The sequence below is a fragment of the Bacillus sp. SJZ110 genome (assembly GCF_006715455.1).
GTDB lineage: Bacteria > Bacillota > Bacilli > Bacillales > Bacillaceae > Bacillus > Bacillus subtilis.
In genome coordinates this window covers 62523-77488 of sequence record NZ_VFNF01000001.1, presented here as the reverse complement: position 1 = coordinate 77488, position 14966 = coordinate 62523, and the positions used below count along the sequence as shown (strand labels likewise).

General features: G+C 43.5%; 16 protein-coding genes. 5 read left to right on the top strand and 11 right to left on the bottom strand.

The genetic code is table 11. The features are described 5' to 3' along the window. Window positions 1-12: 12 nt before the first annotated feature. The 4 genes from FB592_RS00400 (at window position 13) to FB592_RS00385 (ending at window position 3603) form a co-directional block, all read left to right on the top strand. On the top strand, window positions 13-174 hold the full coding sequence (locus FB592_RS00400; protein ID WP_049140565.1) for a competence pheromone ComX: 162 nt from the start codon (window positions 13-15) through the stop codon (window positions 172-174). A gap of 7 nt (window positions 175-181) precedes the next feature. After that, window positions 182-2479: a histidine kinase gene (locus FB592_RS00395; RefSeq protein WP_141949158.1), complete on the top strand. Its 2298-nt coding sequence runs from the start codon at window positions 182-184 to the stop codon at window positions 2477-2479. 80 nt (window positions 2480-2559) lie between these two features. Continuing rightward, window positions 2560-3204 carry a two-component system response regulator ComA gene (gene comA / locus FB592_RS00390; protein WP_003220716.1) on the top strand — a complete coding sequence of 215 codons (645 nt, stop codon included), beginning with the start codon at window positions 2560-2562 and terminating at the stop codon, window positions 3202-3204. Window positions 3205-3222: 18 nt separating this feature from the next. Further along, the gene (locus FB592_RS00385; RefSeq protein ID WP_141949157.1) at window positions 3223-3603 is read left to right on the top strand and encodes a hotdog fold thioesterase; all 381 of its coding nucleotides are present in this window, start codon (window positions 3223-3225) and stop codon (window positions 3601-3603) included. A gap of 38 nt (window positions 3604-3641) precedes the next feature. On the opposite strand, the gene mnhG is transcribed toward FB592_RS00385, so the two are convergent. The 7 genes from mnhG to FB592_RS00350 are packed head-to-tail and all read right to left on the bottom strand — an operon-like array spanning window position 3642 to window position 9410. Continuing rightward, a complete protein-coding gene (mnhG, locus tag FB592_RS00380; protein WP_014477830.1) occupies window positions 3642-4016 on the bottom strand; it encodes a monovalent cation/H(+) antiporter subunit G in 375 nt (124 codons plus the stop codon). Then, window positions 4000-4284 carry a Na(+)/H(+) antiporter subunit F1 gene (locus tag FB592_RS00375; RefSeq protein WP_003228814.1) on the bottom strand — a complete coding sequence of 95 codons (285 nt, stop codon included), beginning with the start codon at window positions 4282-4284 and terminating at the stop codon, window positions 4000-4002. Before FB592_RS00375 ends, mnhG begins: the two co-directional genes overlap by 17 nt. Next, window positions 4284-4760, bottom strand: coding sequence for a Na+/H+ antiporter subunit E (locus FB592_RS00370; RefSeq protein WP_072175141.1), 477 nt, complete (start codon window positions 4758-4760; stop codon window positions 4284-4286). Before FB592_RS00370 ends, FB592_RS00375 begins: the two co-directional genes overlap by 1 nt. 5 nt (window positions 4761-4765) lie before the next feature. After that, window positions 4766-6247: a Na+/H+ antiporter subunit D gene (locus FB592_RS00365; protein ID WP_141949156.1), complete on the bottom strand. Its 1482-nt coding sequence runs from the start codon at window positions 6245-6247 to the stop codon at window positions 4766-4768. Continuing rightward, window positions 6240-6581 (bottom strand): Na(+)/H(+) antiporter subunit C, encoded by a 342-nt coding sequence (locus tag FB592_RS00360; RefSeq protein WP_003220730.1) that lies wholly within the window; start codon window positions 6579-6581, stop codon window positions 6240-6242. Before FB592_RS00360 ends, FB592_RS00365 begins: the two co-directional genes overlap by 8 nt. Then, window positions 6581-7012, bottom strand: coding sequence for a Na(+)/H(+) antiporter subunit B (locus FB592_RS00355; protein ID WP_003228819.1), 432 nt, complete (start codon window positions 7010-7012; stop codon window positions 6581-6583). The genes FB592_RS00360 and FB592_RS00355 overlap by 1 nt, the downstream gene beginning before the upstream one ends. Beyond that, window positions 7005-9410, bottom strand: a complete 2406-nt coding sequence (locus tag FB592_RS00350; protein ID WP_014480699.1) for a Na+/H+ antiporter subunit A — start codon at window positions 9408-9410, stop codon at window positions 7005-7007. The genes FB592_RS00355 and FB592_RS00350 overlap by 8 nt, the downstream gene beginning before the upstream one ends. 230 nt (window positions 9411-9640) lie before the next feature. On the opposite strand from FB592_RS00350, the gene FB592_RS00345 reads away from it, so the two are divergent. After that, window positions 9641-9856 carry a hypothetical protein gene (locus tag FB592_RS00345; RefSeq protein ID WP_041052857.1) on the top strand — a complete coding sequence of 72 codons (216 nt, stop codon included), beginning with the start codon at window positions 9641-9643 and terminating at the stop codon, window positions 9854-9856. A gap of 35 nt (window positions 9857-9891) precedes the next feature. Here FB592_RS00345 and maeN read toward each other — a convergent pair whose 3' ends face one another. From maeN to nupO, 4 genes are all read right to left on the bottom strand, one after another. Further along, complete coding sequence (gene maeN, locus FB592_RS00340; RefSeq protein ID WP_021480493.1) at window positions 9892-11238, bottom strand: sodium/malate symporter MaeN; 1347 nt, start codon at window positions 11236-11238, stop codon at window positions 9892-9894. Window positions 11239-11392: 154 nt separating this feature from the next. Then, window positions 11393-12352, bottom strand: a complete 960-nt coding sequence (nupQ, locus tag FB592_RS00335) for a guanosine ABC transporter permease NupQ (protein WP_070547701.1) — start codon at window positions 12350-12352, stop codon at window positions 11393-11395. Continuing rightward, complete coding sequence (gene nupP / locus FB592_RS00330) at window positions 12353-13399, bottom strand: guanosine ABC transporter permease NupP (RefSeq protein ID WP_070547700.1); 1047 nt, start codon at window positions 13397-13399, stop codon at window positions 12353-12355. Then, entirely contained in the window at window positions 13392-14924 is a 1533-nt protein-coding gene (gene nupO / locus FB592_RS00325; protein WP_141949155.1) for a guanosine ABC transporter ATP-binding protein NupO, read from the bottom strand. Before nupO ends, nupP begins: the two co-directional genes overlap by 8 nt. Between the last annotated feature and the right edge of the window lie 42 nt (window positions 14925-14966).

The window sequence follows — 14966 nt, the reverse complement described above, 5'->3', positions numbered from 1 at the left end:
AGGGGATTTATTATGCAAGAAATGGTAGGATACTTAATTAAATACCCAAATGTTTTAAGGGAAGTAATGGAAGGGAATGCTTGTTTATTGGGTGTTGATAATGATCAATCTGAATGCATAATAAATGGTTTTAAAGGATTAGAAATTTATTCAATGCTAGATTGGAAGTACTGAGGTTTAAATGAAGTCTAGAAATAACAAAATTTCTGTAGTGTTAGTTGTATTAAGTTTGATTTATGTTATTTATTTGACTTATATTAGTAATAATAATTTATTAGTAGGGGCAACTGTCTCTAAAGGAAAAAATGGCGATATTGTAATTACCAATGTAGATGAATTTTCAATGGCTTCATACAGCGGTATAGAAAAAGGAGATATCGTAAAGCGTATTAATAATAAAAAGATAAACACAAACGAAATAAAAATGAACAAACTAAAAAATGTAAGTTCGATGATTGTGGAAAGAAATGGACATAATCTTGAGTTGAAAATGACCTTATTTAATGATAAAAATTTCACTACTTACTTAATACCGTTAATATTTTATATTGTTTGTTTATTTTGTTGCTTTTTTATATTAAAAATAAATGAATCAAAGAACCTTCTCTCAGCTGTAGTTTTAATTATCTTTCTGTTGTCTGCCTCTATTGCATTTATAAGCGCTGGAGGGTCTGCTAAGGGAGATATGCTGAGCAGGCTTATAATGGTGGTAACATTAATATCTGTTCCGCTAAACTATCTTCTCTTTCTTTATCAATATTTCAAAGAATTAGGAACCAAATTATTTAATAAGAAAGTTTTTATTTTATATTTGATTCCGGTCATAAATGTAGTTTGTGAAATTTTTCGTTCACATCTTTTCTTTCGAGATTATGTTCCTAAATTAAATTTACTTGCTTTTTTCTTTTTATTTATTATAGTAGGGGTTTATTTTAGTATCATACTAATTAAAAATAAAGACACTGAACAAGCACATATTATTAAGGTTCTCACTATCATTAATATCTTTTCTTTTTCGCCTTTTCTGTGTTTATATTTGATACCTTACGTGTTTTTAAATGCACATTATGTTTCTTCTTTTTTAGCGGCTTCATTTATGCTGCTGATACCATTCTCATTGGTATTTCAATTCATGACAAATAAAATCTATAATGTAGATTTTATTTTAAGCAGATTAAGGTACTATGGCTTTTTAGCTCTAACGCCAACAATTATTCTAATCTCTACAATTGAATTAATTAGTAGTCCTGATAGTGATTTTTATAGTGTTAAACTAACCTTTTTAATTTATATTATCATGTTGGCGGTCTTTTATTATAAAGAAGTACTTGATTTCAGATTTAGATTAAAAAGGGTCTCGGAAAAATTCAATTATCAAGACAGTATATATAAATTCACGCAGATGATAAGAGACTCTACTTCCCTGTCTCAAGTATTTGAAGAACTGAAAAATACTATACTTGAGGTTTCTCTTGTTAGCCGAGCACATGTATATGAAGTTTCAGCTGACGGAAGTATTAAACTATATGATGATGAGAACGTAAATTCATTTGAAAAAGTCTATCAAAAAGAATTTAGAAAAGTAACATCCGAAATAGGAAAAATCGTTGAATTTAATAAAGGTTTTGTCATGAAGATAGGTGAACGCGGTGGTAAATCATTTGTGATCCTTTGTTTATCTAAAATGAATACGCCTCGTCTCACACTCGAAGAACTTTCTTGGCTGAAAACTTTGGCTTTTTATACAAATGTATCGATCGAAAACGTCATGAAAATCGAAGAACTGATGAGTCATTTAGAAGAAATAAAACAACAAGAATCCAACCCCGTATGGCTCAAAAAACTCATGTACACGATCGAGGAAAAACAACGCTCGGATCTCGCCCGCGATCTCCACGATTCGGTTCTTCAGGATTTGATTTCCTTAAAACGCCAGTGTGAGCTGTTTTTGGGTGATTTCAAGAAGGATGATAATCCGTGCCGTGAAGAGGTGCAGGACAAGCTTGTACAGATGAATGAGCAGATGTCTGATGTGATTTCGATGACGAGGGAGACGTGTCATGAGCTGCGGCCGCAGCTTCTGTATGATCTTGGGCTGGTCAAGGCGCTGTCGAAGCTGGTGGCGCAGCAGCAGGAGCGGGTTCCGTTTCATATTCGTTTAAATACCGGGAGATTTACGGCTTCCCTTGATCTGGATTCGCAGCTGAATTTGTACCGGATCATTCAAGAGTTTCTGTCTAATGCGGTCAAGCACTCTCAGGCGACGGATGTGCTGATTATGCTCATCAGTATTCAAAACAAAATCGTTCTTCATTATGAGGATGATGGCGTAGGGTTTGATCAGGAAAAGAATACTGAGCATTCCATGAGCATGGGGCTTTCTGGCATTAAGGAGAGAGTCAGGGCTTTAGATGGGCGCCTTCGGATTGAAACAAGTGAAGGAAAGGGCTTTAAGGCTGATATTGAAATCGAATTGTAATGGATTTATAACGGAAACGACTTGGCACAGGCCAAGTCTTTTTTATAAAATGGAAAAGAGTGAGTAAAAGGGAGGAAAACATGAAAAAGATACTAGTGATTGATGACCATCCGGCTGTCATGGAAGGCACCAAGACAATTTTGGAAACGGATTCGAATTTGTCTGTTGATTGTCTCAGTCCTGAACCGAGCGAACAGTTTATCAAGCAGCATGATTTCTCGTCATATGATCTCATTTTAATGGATCTGAATTTAGGCGGCGAGGTCAATGGGATGGAGCTTTCTAAACAGATTTTACAAGAGAATCCTCATTGTAAAATTATCGTGTATACCGGTTATGAGGTCGAGGATTATTTCGAGGAAGCGATTCGTGCGGGTCTGCACGGTGCCATCAGCAAAACGGAATCTAAAGAAAAGATCACCCAATACATATACCACGTACTCAACGGAGAAATTTTAGTCGATTTTGCTTACTTTAAACAGCTGATGACTCAGCAAAAAACAAAGCCGGCTCCTTCCTCTCAAAAAGAACAAGATGTGCTCACACCTAGAGAATGCCTGATTCTTCAAGAAGTTGAAAAGGGATTTACAAACCAAGAAATCGCAGATGCCCTTCATTTAAGCAAGCGGTCCATTGAATACAGCTTGACATCGATTTTCAATAAGCTGAATGTCGGTTCACGGACGGAAGCGGTTTTGATTGCGAAATCAGACGGTGTACTTTAAATGTTGGGGGTGTAGATGATGGATACGAAACACACATTGCTTGAAGCGCTTGGTATAGAGATTGTTGAAAACACAGCGGAACGATGCGTTGCGGTCATGCCGGTGGATCATCGGACGGTTCAGCCGTTCGGATATTTGCATGGGGGCGCTTCAGTGGCCCTGGCGGAAACAGCGGCGAGCGCAGGTGCACAGAACTTGATTGATCATTCAACACAGGCTTGTGTCGGTTTGGAGATTAACGCCAACCATTTAAAATCTGTAAAGGAAGGAACGGTAAAGGCGATAGCCGAGCCCGTTCACATAGGCAGAACGACGATTGTCTATCACATTCACATATATGACGAGCAAGAGAGTCTGATCTGTATATCCAGATGCACGCTGGCTGTCATCAAGAAATAAAAAAACAGCCGGAACTCTGCCTGTCCGGCTGCTTATTTTTATAAATAAGAATCCTCTTTTCGTTTAATCACAAAGTTTCTGATTCCGTTATAGTCATCTTGTACACTTCTCTCATCAAGCTTGACGCCGGAGTTATACGCAGCACGGCAGATCAAGTGCCCGCCGATCGGCGACGTAATAAAGATAAAGAGAATCCCAAGCAGGATTTTAGCGGAGAGCTCCCCCGTCACAAACCACAAATAGAAGAAGACACCGAGCAGAATCATATTGACACCTAATGTTGAGCCTTTAGAAGCAGCATGAGCGCGTGTAAACACATCGGGAAGGCGAAGTACGCCAAATGAAGCAATGAGGCATACAAGAGCTCCCAGCAATATGAATACAGCCACAACAACTTTAGCGGTTTCGATCATTTTCGATAATCTCTCCTTTCTCCAGGAACTTGGAAAATGCGATCGTTCCGATAAACGATAAAATCCCCAGCAACAAAATAATATCCAAAAACGCACTTGTTTTCAGCAAAATGGAGACAAGCGCCGTGATTGCGATCAGATTGATGCCGATTGCATCCAGAGCCACGACCCGGTCAGGCACAGTCGGCCCTTTAATGACACGAATGACATATAAAAAGGTAGACACTGCCATAATGCCGAGCGCGATTTGCAGGATCAGCGTAAACATCAGTGGCTCACCTCCTGTATGGCTTTTTCAAATGACTCCCGAATATCAAAAATCGCTTTTTCCGCATCCTCGATATCCATTGCATGAATATAAAGTATTGTTCTGTCATCAGAAATATCCATCACCAAGGTTCCCGGCGTTAGTGTAATGAGCAGGGAAAGCAGGGTGATTTCCCAGTCCTTCGTCAGTTCAGTTTTAAAAGCAAAAATACCCGGTCTTATATTCAGTTTTGGAGATAAGACTGATTTCATCACACTGACATTGGCAAGGTACAGTTCCTTTATAAAAATGAAACAGAGCTTGATGATAGAAATCAATTTCCATAGATAAAACTGGCGAGTGAAAAAGCGCCGGAAGAAAAAGAGAGAGAGCATGCCCAGAATATAGCCTGTAATGAATCCTGCGGCGCTTGGACTGTTGCTTAAGAACATCCAGCAAAAAGCGAGAAACACATTTAATAAAATTTGAAATGCCATGCGATCTACTCCTTCAGAACAGCTTCGATATATTTTTCCGGATTCAGCAGCGTCTCGGCCGCTTGATCAACGTAAGGCGACACCCATTCTGTACCCAACCCGAAGAGAAGAGACAGCAAGAGAAAAATAGCTGCCGGATAAAGAAGTCCTTTAGCTGTTCGATGATTTGGTTTTGGCGTTTCTTTTTCTTCGCCCCAAAACGCATGTATAAAGATCCTCAGCACAGAGTACAGTACGAGCAGACTCGAAAGCAGAATCAGCATGGATATCGTAAATTCACCTTCTGCGAAGCCGCCCTCTGCAATTTTAAATTTGCCGACAAATCCGCTTAGTGGCGGAATGCCTGCAAGAGAAATAGCGGAAATGAAAAACATCCATCCAAGAACAGGATAGCGTTTGATCAGCCCGCCCATTTTATGCAGGCTCGCGGTTCCAGTCAATGCGATCAGCGTACCTGCCAGCATAAACAAAGCGCCCTTAATCAGCATATCGTGAATCAGATAGTAGATCGCGCCCTGAATGGATGCGGGGGTGTGTACTGCCACACCGAACAAAATCACGCCGACAGCAGTAATAATGTTATAGATCACAATTTTCATGACATTCGAATAAGCGAGTGAACCGATCACACCGAAAATCACAGTCAGCGCCGCCAGCCAAATCATCAGCTGATGGGTAAAGGCTGTATCGTGAATAAAAATCAATGTGAAAACCCTCGCAATCGCATATAACCCGACTTTTGTCAGCAAAGCGCCGAACAACGCGGAGATTGCTGCCGGTGGCGCGTAATAAGAGCCTGGAAGCCAAAAGTAGAGGGGGAAGATTCCGCCCTTCATGCCAAATACCAAAAGCAGCAGGACACCAATCACAGTGATCAGCCCGGTTTGTCCTGTTTCGCTGATTTTCACGCTAAGATCCGCCATGCTTAACGTGCCGGTTACAGCGTATAAAAAGCCGACCCCTATGACAAACAGGGCAGACGACACGATATTAAACACAATATATTTAAGGGATTCGCGCAGCTGAATTTTTGTGCCGCCTAATACAATCAGCATATAGGAAGCAATAAGCAGAAGCTCAAAAAATACGTACATATTAAATAAATCGCCTGTTAAAAACGCTCCGCTGACGCCGGCAAGCAAGAACTGTACGCCGGAGTAGTAAAAGGAGCGCTCCCGTTTTTCACCGATAGAACGGAAGGAATAAAGCCCAACCAATAAACCGATGACCGCTGTTGTGAGAACGAGCAGGCTGGCGAATTGGTCTGCGGCAAGCACAATGCCGTACGGCGCTTTCCATCCGCCTAGGCTGAGTGTCTGGATGCCTTTTGTGAAGACAGTCTGTACAAGTATGCCGCTAATCACAATCCCGATGGCCGATGCCGCCGTGCTGAAGATTCTCATGAGCATAAGATTCTTCGTCATGAAAATCAGAAGAATAGCCGACAAAAGCGGGATCAGGATTGGCAAAATAACAAAATTATTCATGTTGATCATTTCCCCTCATTTGATCCATATCGTCCGATTTCAATTCCTGATAAGCGCGAAAGGCCATGACGAGGATGAATGACGTAACGCCAAAAGAAATGACAATTGCGGTCAAAATCAGGGCTTGCGGAAGCGGATCGACAAATGATTTGGCATGCTCGCTCAAAATCGGAGCGGCGCCTTTCTTTAATCCTCCCATAGTCAAAAGCATTAAATGAACGCCATGGCTTAACAGTGCTGTTCCGATAATGACGCGAAGCAGGCTTTTAGACAGCAGCAAATACGTAGCAGCCATAAAAATAATACCGGCTAATACAGCCATTAAGATTTCCATTATTCTTCCTCTCCAATCGTTTGAATAATGGTCATCGTTATGCCTACGACAACAAGATAAACGCCTAAATCAAATATCGTCGCTGTGGCGAGCTCCGTTTTCCCAAGGATCGGCAGCTGAAAGTATCCGAATGTGTGGGTTAAAAAAGGAGCCCCGAAGACAAAGGAGCCAACGCCTGTTAATACAGCGAGCAGAAGGCCGGCTCCCGCGACATAAATGAAATTGACCGGCAAAAGGGAACGCACGGTTTTTAAATCATATGCCAAGAGCAAGAGAACGATGGAAGAGGACGTGATCAGTCCGCCGACAAAGCCTCCTCCGGGCGCGTTATGCCCTGATAAAAATAAATAGAAAGAGAAAAGCAAAATGATAAAGGATACAAGCTTTGTCGCGGTTTGAAGAATCAAGTCATTTGTTTTTTGTTCATTCACCGCTTTTCCCCTCCTCTTTTACTTTTGTTTTAATCATGCTGTAAATGCCGAGAGCGGCTATTGTTAATACCGTAATTTCAAACATTGTATCAAATCCCCTGAAATCAACAAGAATGACATTGACGACATTATCCCCTCCGCCGAGATCGTGGCTGTGTTTGACAAAGAAGGACGCAATGCTGTCTTTTGTCCGCTGGCTTGAGGATGCGATGCCAAGCAGAGTAACAATAATACCGACGCCTAAAGAAATGATAAAATTCGTCATCCGGAACGTTCTCGTTTTTGTTTTCAGCCTCAGTTTCGGCAAATGGTAGAAGCAAAGCAGAAACAGTGCCACAGAAATCGTTTCAATGACGAGCTGAGTCAATGCCAAGTCCGGCGCTCTGAAAATGACAAAAAACAATGCAAGCGTATAACCGACAACACCGAGTGCAATGATCGCCGTCAGTCTTGACCTAGCAAAAACAGTCGCCACTGTGGCGCTGATCATGACAAGCGTCAAAATGATTTCGTATACACCGATTTTAGCCATGCCTTCCGTTTTAAATGAAAATCCGCCTTTAATGGCAAAAGCTCCGCCTATCAGAATGATGAAACCAGCGAAGATATACAGCAAATAATCTCTTAAAAACCCGGTCATATATTGTTTTGTGATCCGGTAAGAGCCTTTCTCCATCAGAGTCAAAAGCTTATCGTATAACCGGTTGAGTGTGAGTTTCGAAGGAAACAGTTTATAGATTCCCTTCCACTTATTCAGCGACAAATAACCAATTGTTCCGATCACAACAATACCCGCAGTCATGAGCAATTCCGTTGTAACCCCATGCCACTGTGAAATGTGAACGTGGAATTTCTCATGGCCGGCAAGCAGTGTCGGATAGATTGAGTTCATCGCAGGCTCTATCAGGCTGTACGACAATATATTCGGGAAAAAGAAGAGACTGACAGCCAAAGCGACAAGAATGACCGGTGGTACGAGCATGCCGACAGGCGCCTCGTGAGCCGGTTTTTCAAGCTGCTCAGGCTGGTAATTTCCTCTGAATGTTTTAAACAGCAATTTCATGCTGTAGATAAACGTAAATACACTTCCGATCCAGGCGAAAAGAGGGAACAGAACGCCCCATGTCTGCACGTTGAACAGGTCAAAATGTGTCACGCGAAGCATGCTTGTGAAAAACATTTCTTTACTCAAAAATCCGTTAAACGGCGGTAAGCCGGCCATTGAAAATGTCCCGATTAAGGAAATGGTAAATGTAATCGGCATAATCGCCATCAGGCCGCCTAGCTTCCGGATATCCCGTGTGCCTGTTTCGTGATCGATAATCCCGACTGCCATAAACAAGCTTCCTTTAAAGGTTGCGTGGTTGATCAAATGGAAAATGGCAGCCATAGCGGCAACTGTATAATATTCTGTATGTCCGTAATGAAGGGCCGCAGCACTGACTCCGAGCATGGAGATGATCATGCCGAGCTGGCTGACGGTTGAAAACGCCAAAATCGATTTTAAATCAGTTTGTTTCACGGCATGGAATGAACCCCAAACCATCGTAAAAAGGCCAACGAGGGACACGATCCAAAACCACTGAGCTGAAAAGGCGAAAATAGGACTGAATCTCGCAATCACATAAATGCCGGCTTTTACCATAGTAGCTGAATGGAGATAAGCGCTGACAGGCGTCGGAGCTTCCATCGCGTCAGGGAGCCAGATGTAAAAAGGAAATTGCGCTGATTTCGTAAAAGCCCCTAATAAAATGAGAATCATAGCCGGGATAAACAATTCGTGGCCGGCAATTAATTGAACCTGATGAACCATCTCTCGAATACTGAAGGAATCCGTTATCAAATAAAGGAGAATAAATCCGCCGAGCATGCACAGCCCGCCGCTGACCGTAATCAAAAGTGATTTGGCTGCGCCATAGCGCGACTTTTCCCGCTTATACCAATAGCCGATCAGCAAAAAGGATGAAAGGCTTGTAAGCTCCCAGAACATGTAGAGAACCATGACATTGTCTACTAGAACGACGCCGAGCATGGCGCCCATGAACATCAATAAGTAGACATAAAAGGGCCCAAGCTGTTCTTTTTCTTTCGATAAATAAAAAATGCTGTAAAGAGTGACCAAAGAGCCAATGCCTGTGATCAGTAAAGCGAATAATAACCCGAGGCCGTCTATATAAACGGTAAAGTTAATGCCGAGTGACGGAATCCACTCTAATACCGATCGAAGTGTTTCTCCAGATTGTGTCATCCTGATCATTGGGAGAAAGTATATAAACAGCAAGACGGGCAAGATCAACACAAACCAGCCCGTATGCACTCTTTTTGCGTATTTTGCCAAGAAGGGAATGATAAAAGCAAATAAAAAAGGCGATAAAATAGCAAGATGTAAGAGCTGCAAAGATAAGACCTCCTTTTCTCGTTCTCAATTGAAAAATGCGCTATGTATGAAATATACGGTCAAACGACCTAGTCCAAATTATATCGCACTTTTCTGCAAGCTGCCACGCTTCGAACTGCTGTAATGGGTTTTTATGAGTTCTTTTGACCTCAAAATAAGTCTAACAAAAAAGAGGTTATTTGTATATTTAAAATCAATCCTGATCAAGCTGAAGGAAAGGAGCTGGTCATGTGAAAAGAAAAGTCGTGATGTGCTCAGGTTTATTCTGCTCAGTATTTGCAGGGGCATTCATGTTGAATCAATATGACGGGCGCAGCGGTGTGGCGGCTGGTGATGAGTGGGAGCTGTATTTACTGGAGCACCACCTGTCAGCCAGAATGAGTGAGACGGAATCAAAGGATCTGCCGTTTGGTCCCCGAGAGTATATTCGGATTGTGAATAAATAAAAAAAGAGTTCCGCATAAAACGGAACTCTTTCTGTTTATGAAGTGAAAAAACGAAGCAGCACTGTCGCGCAAATAACTGTGCCTGCACCGCCGAGACGGGTTGAAATTTGGGCAAACGGCATAAGGCCCATTCTTCCTGATGCCGATAAAATGGCAACATCACCCGTTCCGCCGAGGCCGCTGTGGCAGCAGGTAACGATTGCGGATTCAACCGGATACATGTTCATCAGCTTGCCTACGAAATATCCAGAACCAATCATCGCGATAACAACTGAAATACAGATGATGACAAACGGAATAGAAATCACAGACGCTACGTCATCCAACGGAATAAAGAGGATGCCGAGACCGACCATCAGCGGCCATGTAAAGCTTGAAGAAATAAACTTATAAAGCTGGTAAGCGCCTTCTTCCATTTTTTTCGGAAGAATATTCGCATACTTGACAGCCGCAGCTGAAATAATCATTAAGATCGCGCCCGGGATGAAGATGAATTTCTCCAATAACCCGCCAAAAATAAAGAATGTACACGCGAGCAGAACTCCTGCTCCCATTAGCTTAAAATCAATTTTTGCTTCGGCTTCTTTTTGATTGAAAATCTCATTTGCTTTTTTAGATTTTACGAGACGTCCGTTCCCATTTAGATCTGGACGCTTATCGCCAAGCTTTTTCATTAAGGCTGCACATATGATAGCAAAAACGTTTCCTATAATTGCGGCTGGCACCAGCTGAGACACAAATACATCGGCGGATGAGCCCAGTATTTGTGAATAGGCGATTGAAAGCGGCAAAATCCCTTCACCTATTCCCCCGGCAATAATCGGGACAACAACAAAGAAAAAGGAATCATAGGCACTATAGCCAAAAATAAATCCGACAAGGATGCCGGCTGCAACGGCCGCGATCGTTCCTGCAACCAGTGGAACGAACATTCTGATAAACCCCTGTATTAAAACAATTCTGTTCATACCGAGGATACTTCCCACAACAAGGCAAGCGATATAGAAATAAAGGAAGTTAGATGTTTTCATCAAGTTGGTTACAGCGTCTAAAGATGTTGAATTCAGTACATTGTAAAAGACTAAAAATGAAGGAACAAACAAAGATAAAATAGCAGGGCCGCCAATATCCTTCAATATCGGTATGCGTTGGCCTATGTCTCCGAGAAACACACCAAGAATCATAATGATGGCAAACCCGCCAAGCATATTTGCCGGCAGCTCATTGTAATAGGCTGCAAGAATAATAATAACTGCTAATACTGTGTATAATGGCAGAGGAATCACACCGATTTCCCAAGACCAGATTTTTTGAAACAGGTTTTTCCCCTGTGAGTCTTTTTGCTCAGGTGAAATTGTCCCCGTTTTTGGAATTGCTCCCATGTCATACACCCCCATGTATTGTTTGTTACAGTCTACAAGAAAGCGTTAACACTTCATATTTTTTTAAGTTAAAAAACTAATAAACAATTAAATTAAGGGGGCCTTTTGGATTAGAAAAAAATCCCTGAGAATCGTCTTCCCAGGGGAGAATGTTTTATCTTTTTCCTTTAATATAAGGCACGCCATTGGCTTTTGGCGCATCTGCCCGCCCGATAAAGCCGGTTAAAGCGAGAATCGTTAAGACATAAGGAGCCATCAGCATATACACATTTGGTATGTCTTTAAAAAGAGGGAGCAGCGATCCAATGATGCTTAAGCTTTGGGCGAATCCGAAAAACAGGGCGGCCCCCAGTGCTCCGATCGGATGCCATTTTCCGAATACAAGCGCTGCCAGGGCGATAAAGCCTTGCCCGGAGATGGTAGAGTGCGTGAAATCAAGCGCAATTGTAGAGGCATATACGCCGCCGCCGAGACCGCCGAACAATCCGCTGACCATCACGCCGATGTAGCGCATTTTATATACGTTGATTCCCATCGTATCGGCCGCCATCGGATGCTCTCCGACAGAACGGATACGAAGGCCGAACGGCGTTTTGAACAAGATAAACCAGGAAATAAAGGCAAGTGCTATTGCAAGAATAGACGTATAATAGACATCCGAAAAGAAGATCTTTCCCAAGACGGGAATATCGCCCAAACCGGGGATTTTCGTCTTATAAAAAGGCTCTGGGATTTTGTCTGTCTGCGCTTTGCCGTAGATCAGTTTGACGATAAATAAAGTTGCCCCAAGCGCCAGCATGTTAATGGCGACACCGCTGACTGTCTGGTCGGCGCGAAACGAAATCGCTGCTGCCGCGTGAATCAGTGAAAACAGGGCGCCTGCTGCCATGGCGGCAAGGAGCGAAAGCCAAGGTGCGGCGGCACCTAATTCCGGACCAAAAAATAAATTAAATAACACGCTGGTGAACGCCCCGATAATCATGAGGCCTTCTAAGCCGATATTCACCACACCTGATCTCTCGGAAAACACGCCGCCGAGAGCAGTTAAAATAAGCGGGGCTGCATAGACGAGTGTGGCAGGGACAATGATAGATAAAATCTGCACAATGTCCACTTAGTTCGCCCCCTTTTTCTTCAATTTGCCCATGACGAAACGAATCGCATAGCTTGAAGCCACAAACAGAATAATAATGGCAATCACAATATCAACGACCTCTGATGGAACGCCTGATTCAATCGGCATATTTAATGCGCCGATTTTCAGCCCGCCAAGCAGGCATGCTGCCAGTACAACGCCGACGGCTGTGTTTCCCCCAAGAAGAGCGACAGCGATACCGTCAAAGCCTACGCCGGTAAATGCGCCTTTCACTGCTGCGTATTCGAATGTTCCTAGGCCCTCCATGGCTCCGGCAAGGCCTGCGAAAGCGCCGGAGATAAGCATGGAGGTCATGATATTCTTCCGCACGCTCATGCCGGCATACTGGGAAGCGTGCTGGTTAAATCCGACCGCCCGGAGCTCAAATCCTTTTGTAGTTTTGTTGATGATAAACCACATGATAACTGCTGCGAGAAGGGCAACGATGATTCCCAAATGCAGCCGTGAGTAATCGGTGAGCTGTTCAAGAAAAGGAGAGCGGAGGGAGGCGGATTCGTGAATTTTCCCCGTCTTGTCCTGATGATCTGTCAAGACGTTTGAAATGATGTAATTGGTCATGTGCAGCGCGATATAATTCATCATAATGGTGACAATGACTTCATGAACGTAAAATCGCGCTTTCAAAATGCCGGGAATAACCCCCCATAATCCTCCTGCAGCTGCCGCTGTAATCAATGCGAGCGGCAAGTGAATATATGCCGGTCCGTCAAACGCCGTACCGACCCAAACCGCTGCTGTCCAGCCGACGAGCAGCTGGCCCTCGACGCCGATATTAAAGAGTCCGGTTCGGAATGCAAAGGCGACAGCCAATCCGGATAAAATATAAGGCGTAATTTGCCGGATGGTTTCTCCGACATAATAGATTTCTCCGAATATCCCATTCCACAAAGCCGAATATCCGCTGGCCATACTGTAGCCGCTCACAAGCATAATCAACGCGCCGGCCGCAAGACCAAGGATGATTGCGATGAGCGGCACGAGTAAATGAGAGAGTCGTTTAACCATTTGCTTTCCCCGCTTCCTTTTGCGTGCTTCCTGCCATCAAGAGACCAAGCTCCTGTTCAGTGGTGTCCTGCGGATTAACGCTGGCGATAATGCGTCCTTCAAAAATAACGGCGATTCTGTCACTGAGATTCATAATTTCTTCAAGCTCAAACGAGAGGAGAAGAACGGCTTTCCCGGCATCACGCTGCTCAATGAGCTTTTTATGGACAAATTCAATCGCTCCGACATCAAGGCCGCGAGTCGGCTGGGCGGCAATTAATAAATCAGGATTTCTGTCTACTTCCCGCCCGATAATCGCTTTTTGCTGGTTTCCGCCTGACAATGCCCGAGCGTGTGTATATTCATCCGGCGTTCTGACATCGTACTCAGTGATCAGGCTGCGTGCTTTTTTGTACATTTCGCCTTTATGTAAAACGCCCAATGCTGAGTACGGCTTTTTGTAATAGCTTTGCAGCAGGATATTCTCTCCGATTGGAAAATCAAGGACGAGACCGTGTTTATGGCGATCCTGAGGAATATGCCCGATCCCGGATTCAGTGATTTTTCTTGGCGTCAGGGTTTGGATCTGTTTTCCGTTTAAGGTGATTGTTCCTGAATCTGTTTTGCGGAGTCCTGTCACCGCTTCGATCAGCTCTGATTGCCCGTTTCCGTCGACGCCTGCTATGCCGACTATTTCTCCCGCTTTGACAGAAAGAGATAAATCTCTGACTGTCTCTATTCCGCGGGTATCCTTTACAGTTATGCCGTCAATCGCAAGCACTTCCGCTCCCGGCTGAGCAGCTCTCTTTTCGGTTTTGAACGATACCTCACGGCCGACCATTAGACTGGCGAGTTCGTCTTGGTTTGTATCACGGACATCAAGGGTTTTGATGCCTTTTCCTTTACGGATAACCGTAACGCGGTCACAAATCTCCATAATCTCTTTCAGCTTATGGGTGATTAAGATGATGGACTTCCCTTCTTTGACCAGGTTCTTCATAATTTGCATCAGTTCCTTAATTTCATGAGGCGTCAAAACAGCCGTCGGTTCATCAAAAATCAGAATGTCGGCACCGCGGTAGAGGGTTTTTAATATTTCTGCGCGCTGCTGCATACCGACTGATATGTCAGCTGCTTTTGCTTCAGGATGGATCTGCAGGCCGTATCGATCGGAAATGTCCTGCACCTCTTGGCCAGCACGCTTCCGGTCAATTCTGCCAAACTTCTTTGGCTCCTTCCCGAGAATAATATTTTCAGCAACTGTGAAGGTGTCAACAAGCATAAAGTGCTGGTGCACCATTCCAATTCCAAGGTCATTCGCTTTGTTCGGGCTGTTGATGTGCACCTTCTCGCCGCGCACCCGAATTTCACCCCGCTCCGGCTGATACAGCCCGAAAAGGACATTCATCAATGTTGATTTCCCCGCTCCGTTTTCACCGAGCAACGCGTGTATTTCGCCTTTTTTGACTTGAAGATTGATATTGTCATTGGCGACGATACCTGGAAACGCCTTGCGGATATTGAGCATTTCAATGACATATTCCATTGATTGACCGCTCCTTTATTTCAAAATAAAAGAAAAACAAGG

What these genes read in the sequence shown, in the direction of transcription:
- FB592_RS00395 (WP_141949158.1), top strand. Translation starts at nt 182, where the DNA reads ATGAAGTCTAGAAATAACAAAATTTCTGTAGTGTTAGTTGTATTAAGT.
- nupP (WP_070547700.1), bottom strand. Translation starts at nt 13,399, where the DNA reads ATGGTTAAACGACTCTCTCATTTACTCGTGCCGCTCATCGCAATCATC.
- FB592_RS00385 (WP_141949157.1), top strand. Translation starts at nt 3,223, where the DNA reads ATGGATACGAAACACACATTGCTTGAAGCGCTTGGTATAGAGATTGTT.
- comA (WP_003220716.1), top strand. Translation starts at nt 2,560, where the DNA reads ATGAAAAAGATACTAGTGATTGATGACCATCCGGCTGTCATGGAAGGC.
- nupO (WP_141949155.1), bottom strand. Translation starts at nt 14,924, where the DNA reads ATGGAATATGTCATTGAAATGCTCAATATCCGCAAGGCGTTTCCAGGT.
- FB592_RS00370 (WP_072175141.1), bottom strand. Translation starts at nt 4,760, where the DNA reads ATGGCATTTCAAATTTTATTAAATGTGTTTCTCGCTTTTTGCTGGATG.
- FB592_RS00365 (WP_141949156.1), bottom strand. Translation starts at nt 6,247, where the DNA reads ATGAATAATTTTGTTATTTTGCCAATCCTGATCCCGCTTTTGTCGGCT.
- maeN (WP_021480493.1), bottom strand. Translation starts at nt 11,238, where the DNA reads ATGGGAGCAATTCCAAAAACGGGGACAATTTCACCTGAGCAAAAAGAC.
- FB592_RS00360 (WP_003220730.1), bottom strand. Translation starts at nt 6,581, where the DNA reads ATGGAAATCTTAATGGCTGTATTAGCCGGTATTATTTTTATGGCTGCT.
- FB592_RS00400 (WP_049140565.1), top strand. Translation starts at nt 13, where the DNA reads ATGCAAGAAATGGTAGGATACTTAATTAAATACCCAAATGTTTTAAGG.
- FB592_RS00375 (WP_003228814.1), bottom strand. Translation starts at nt 4,284, where the DNA reads ATGTTTACGCTGATCCTGCAAATCGCGCTCGGCATTATGGCAGTGTCT.
- mnhG (WP_014477830.1), bottom strand. Translation starts at nt 4,016, where the DNA reads ATGATCGAAACCGCTAAAGTTGTTGTGGCTGTATTCATATTGCTGGGA.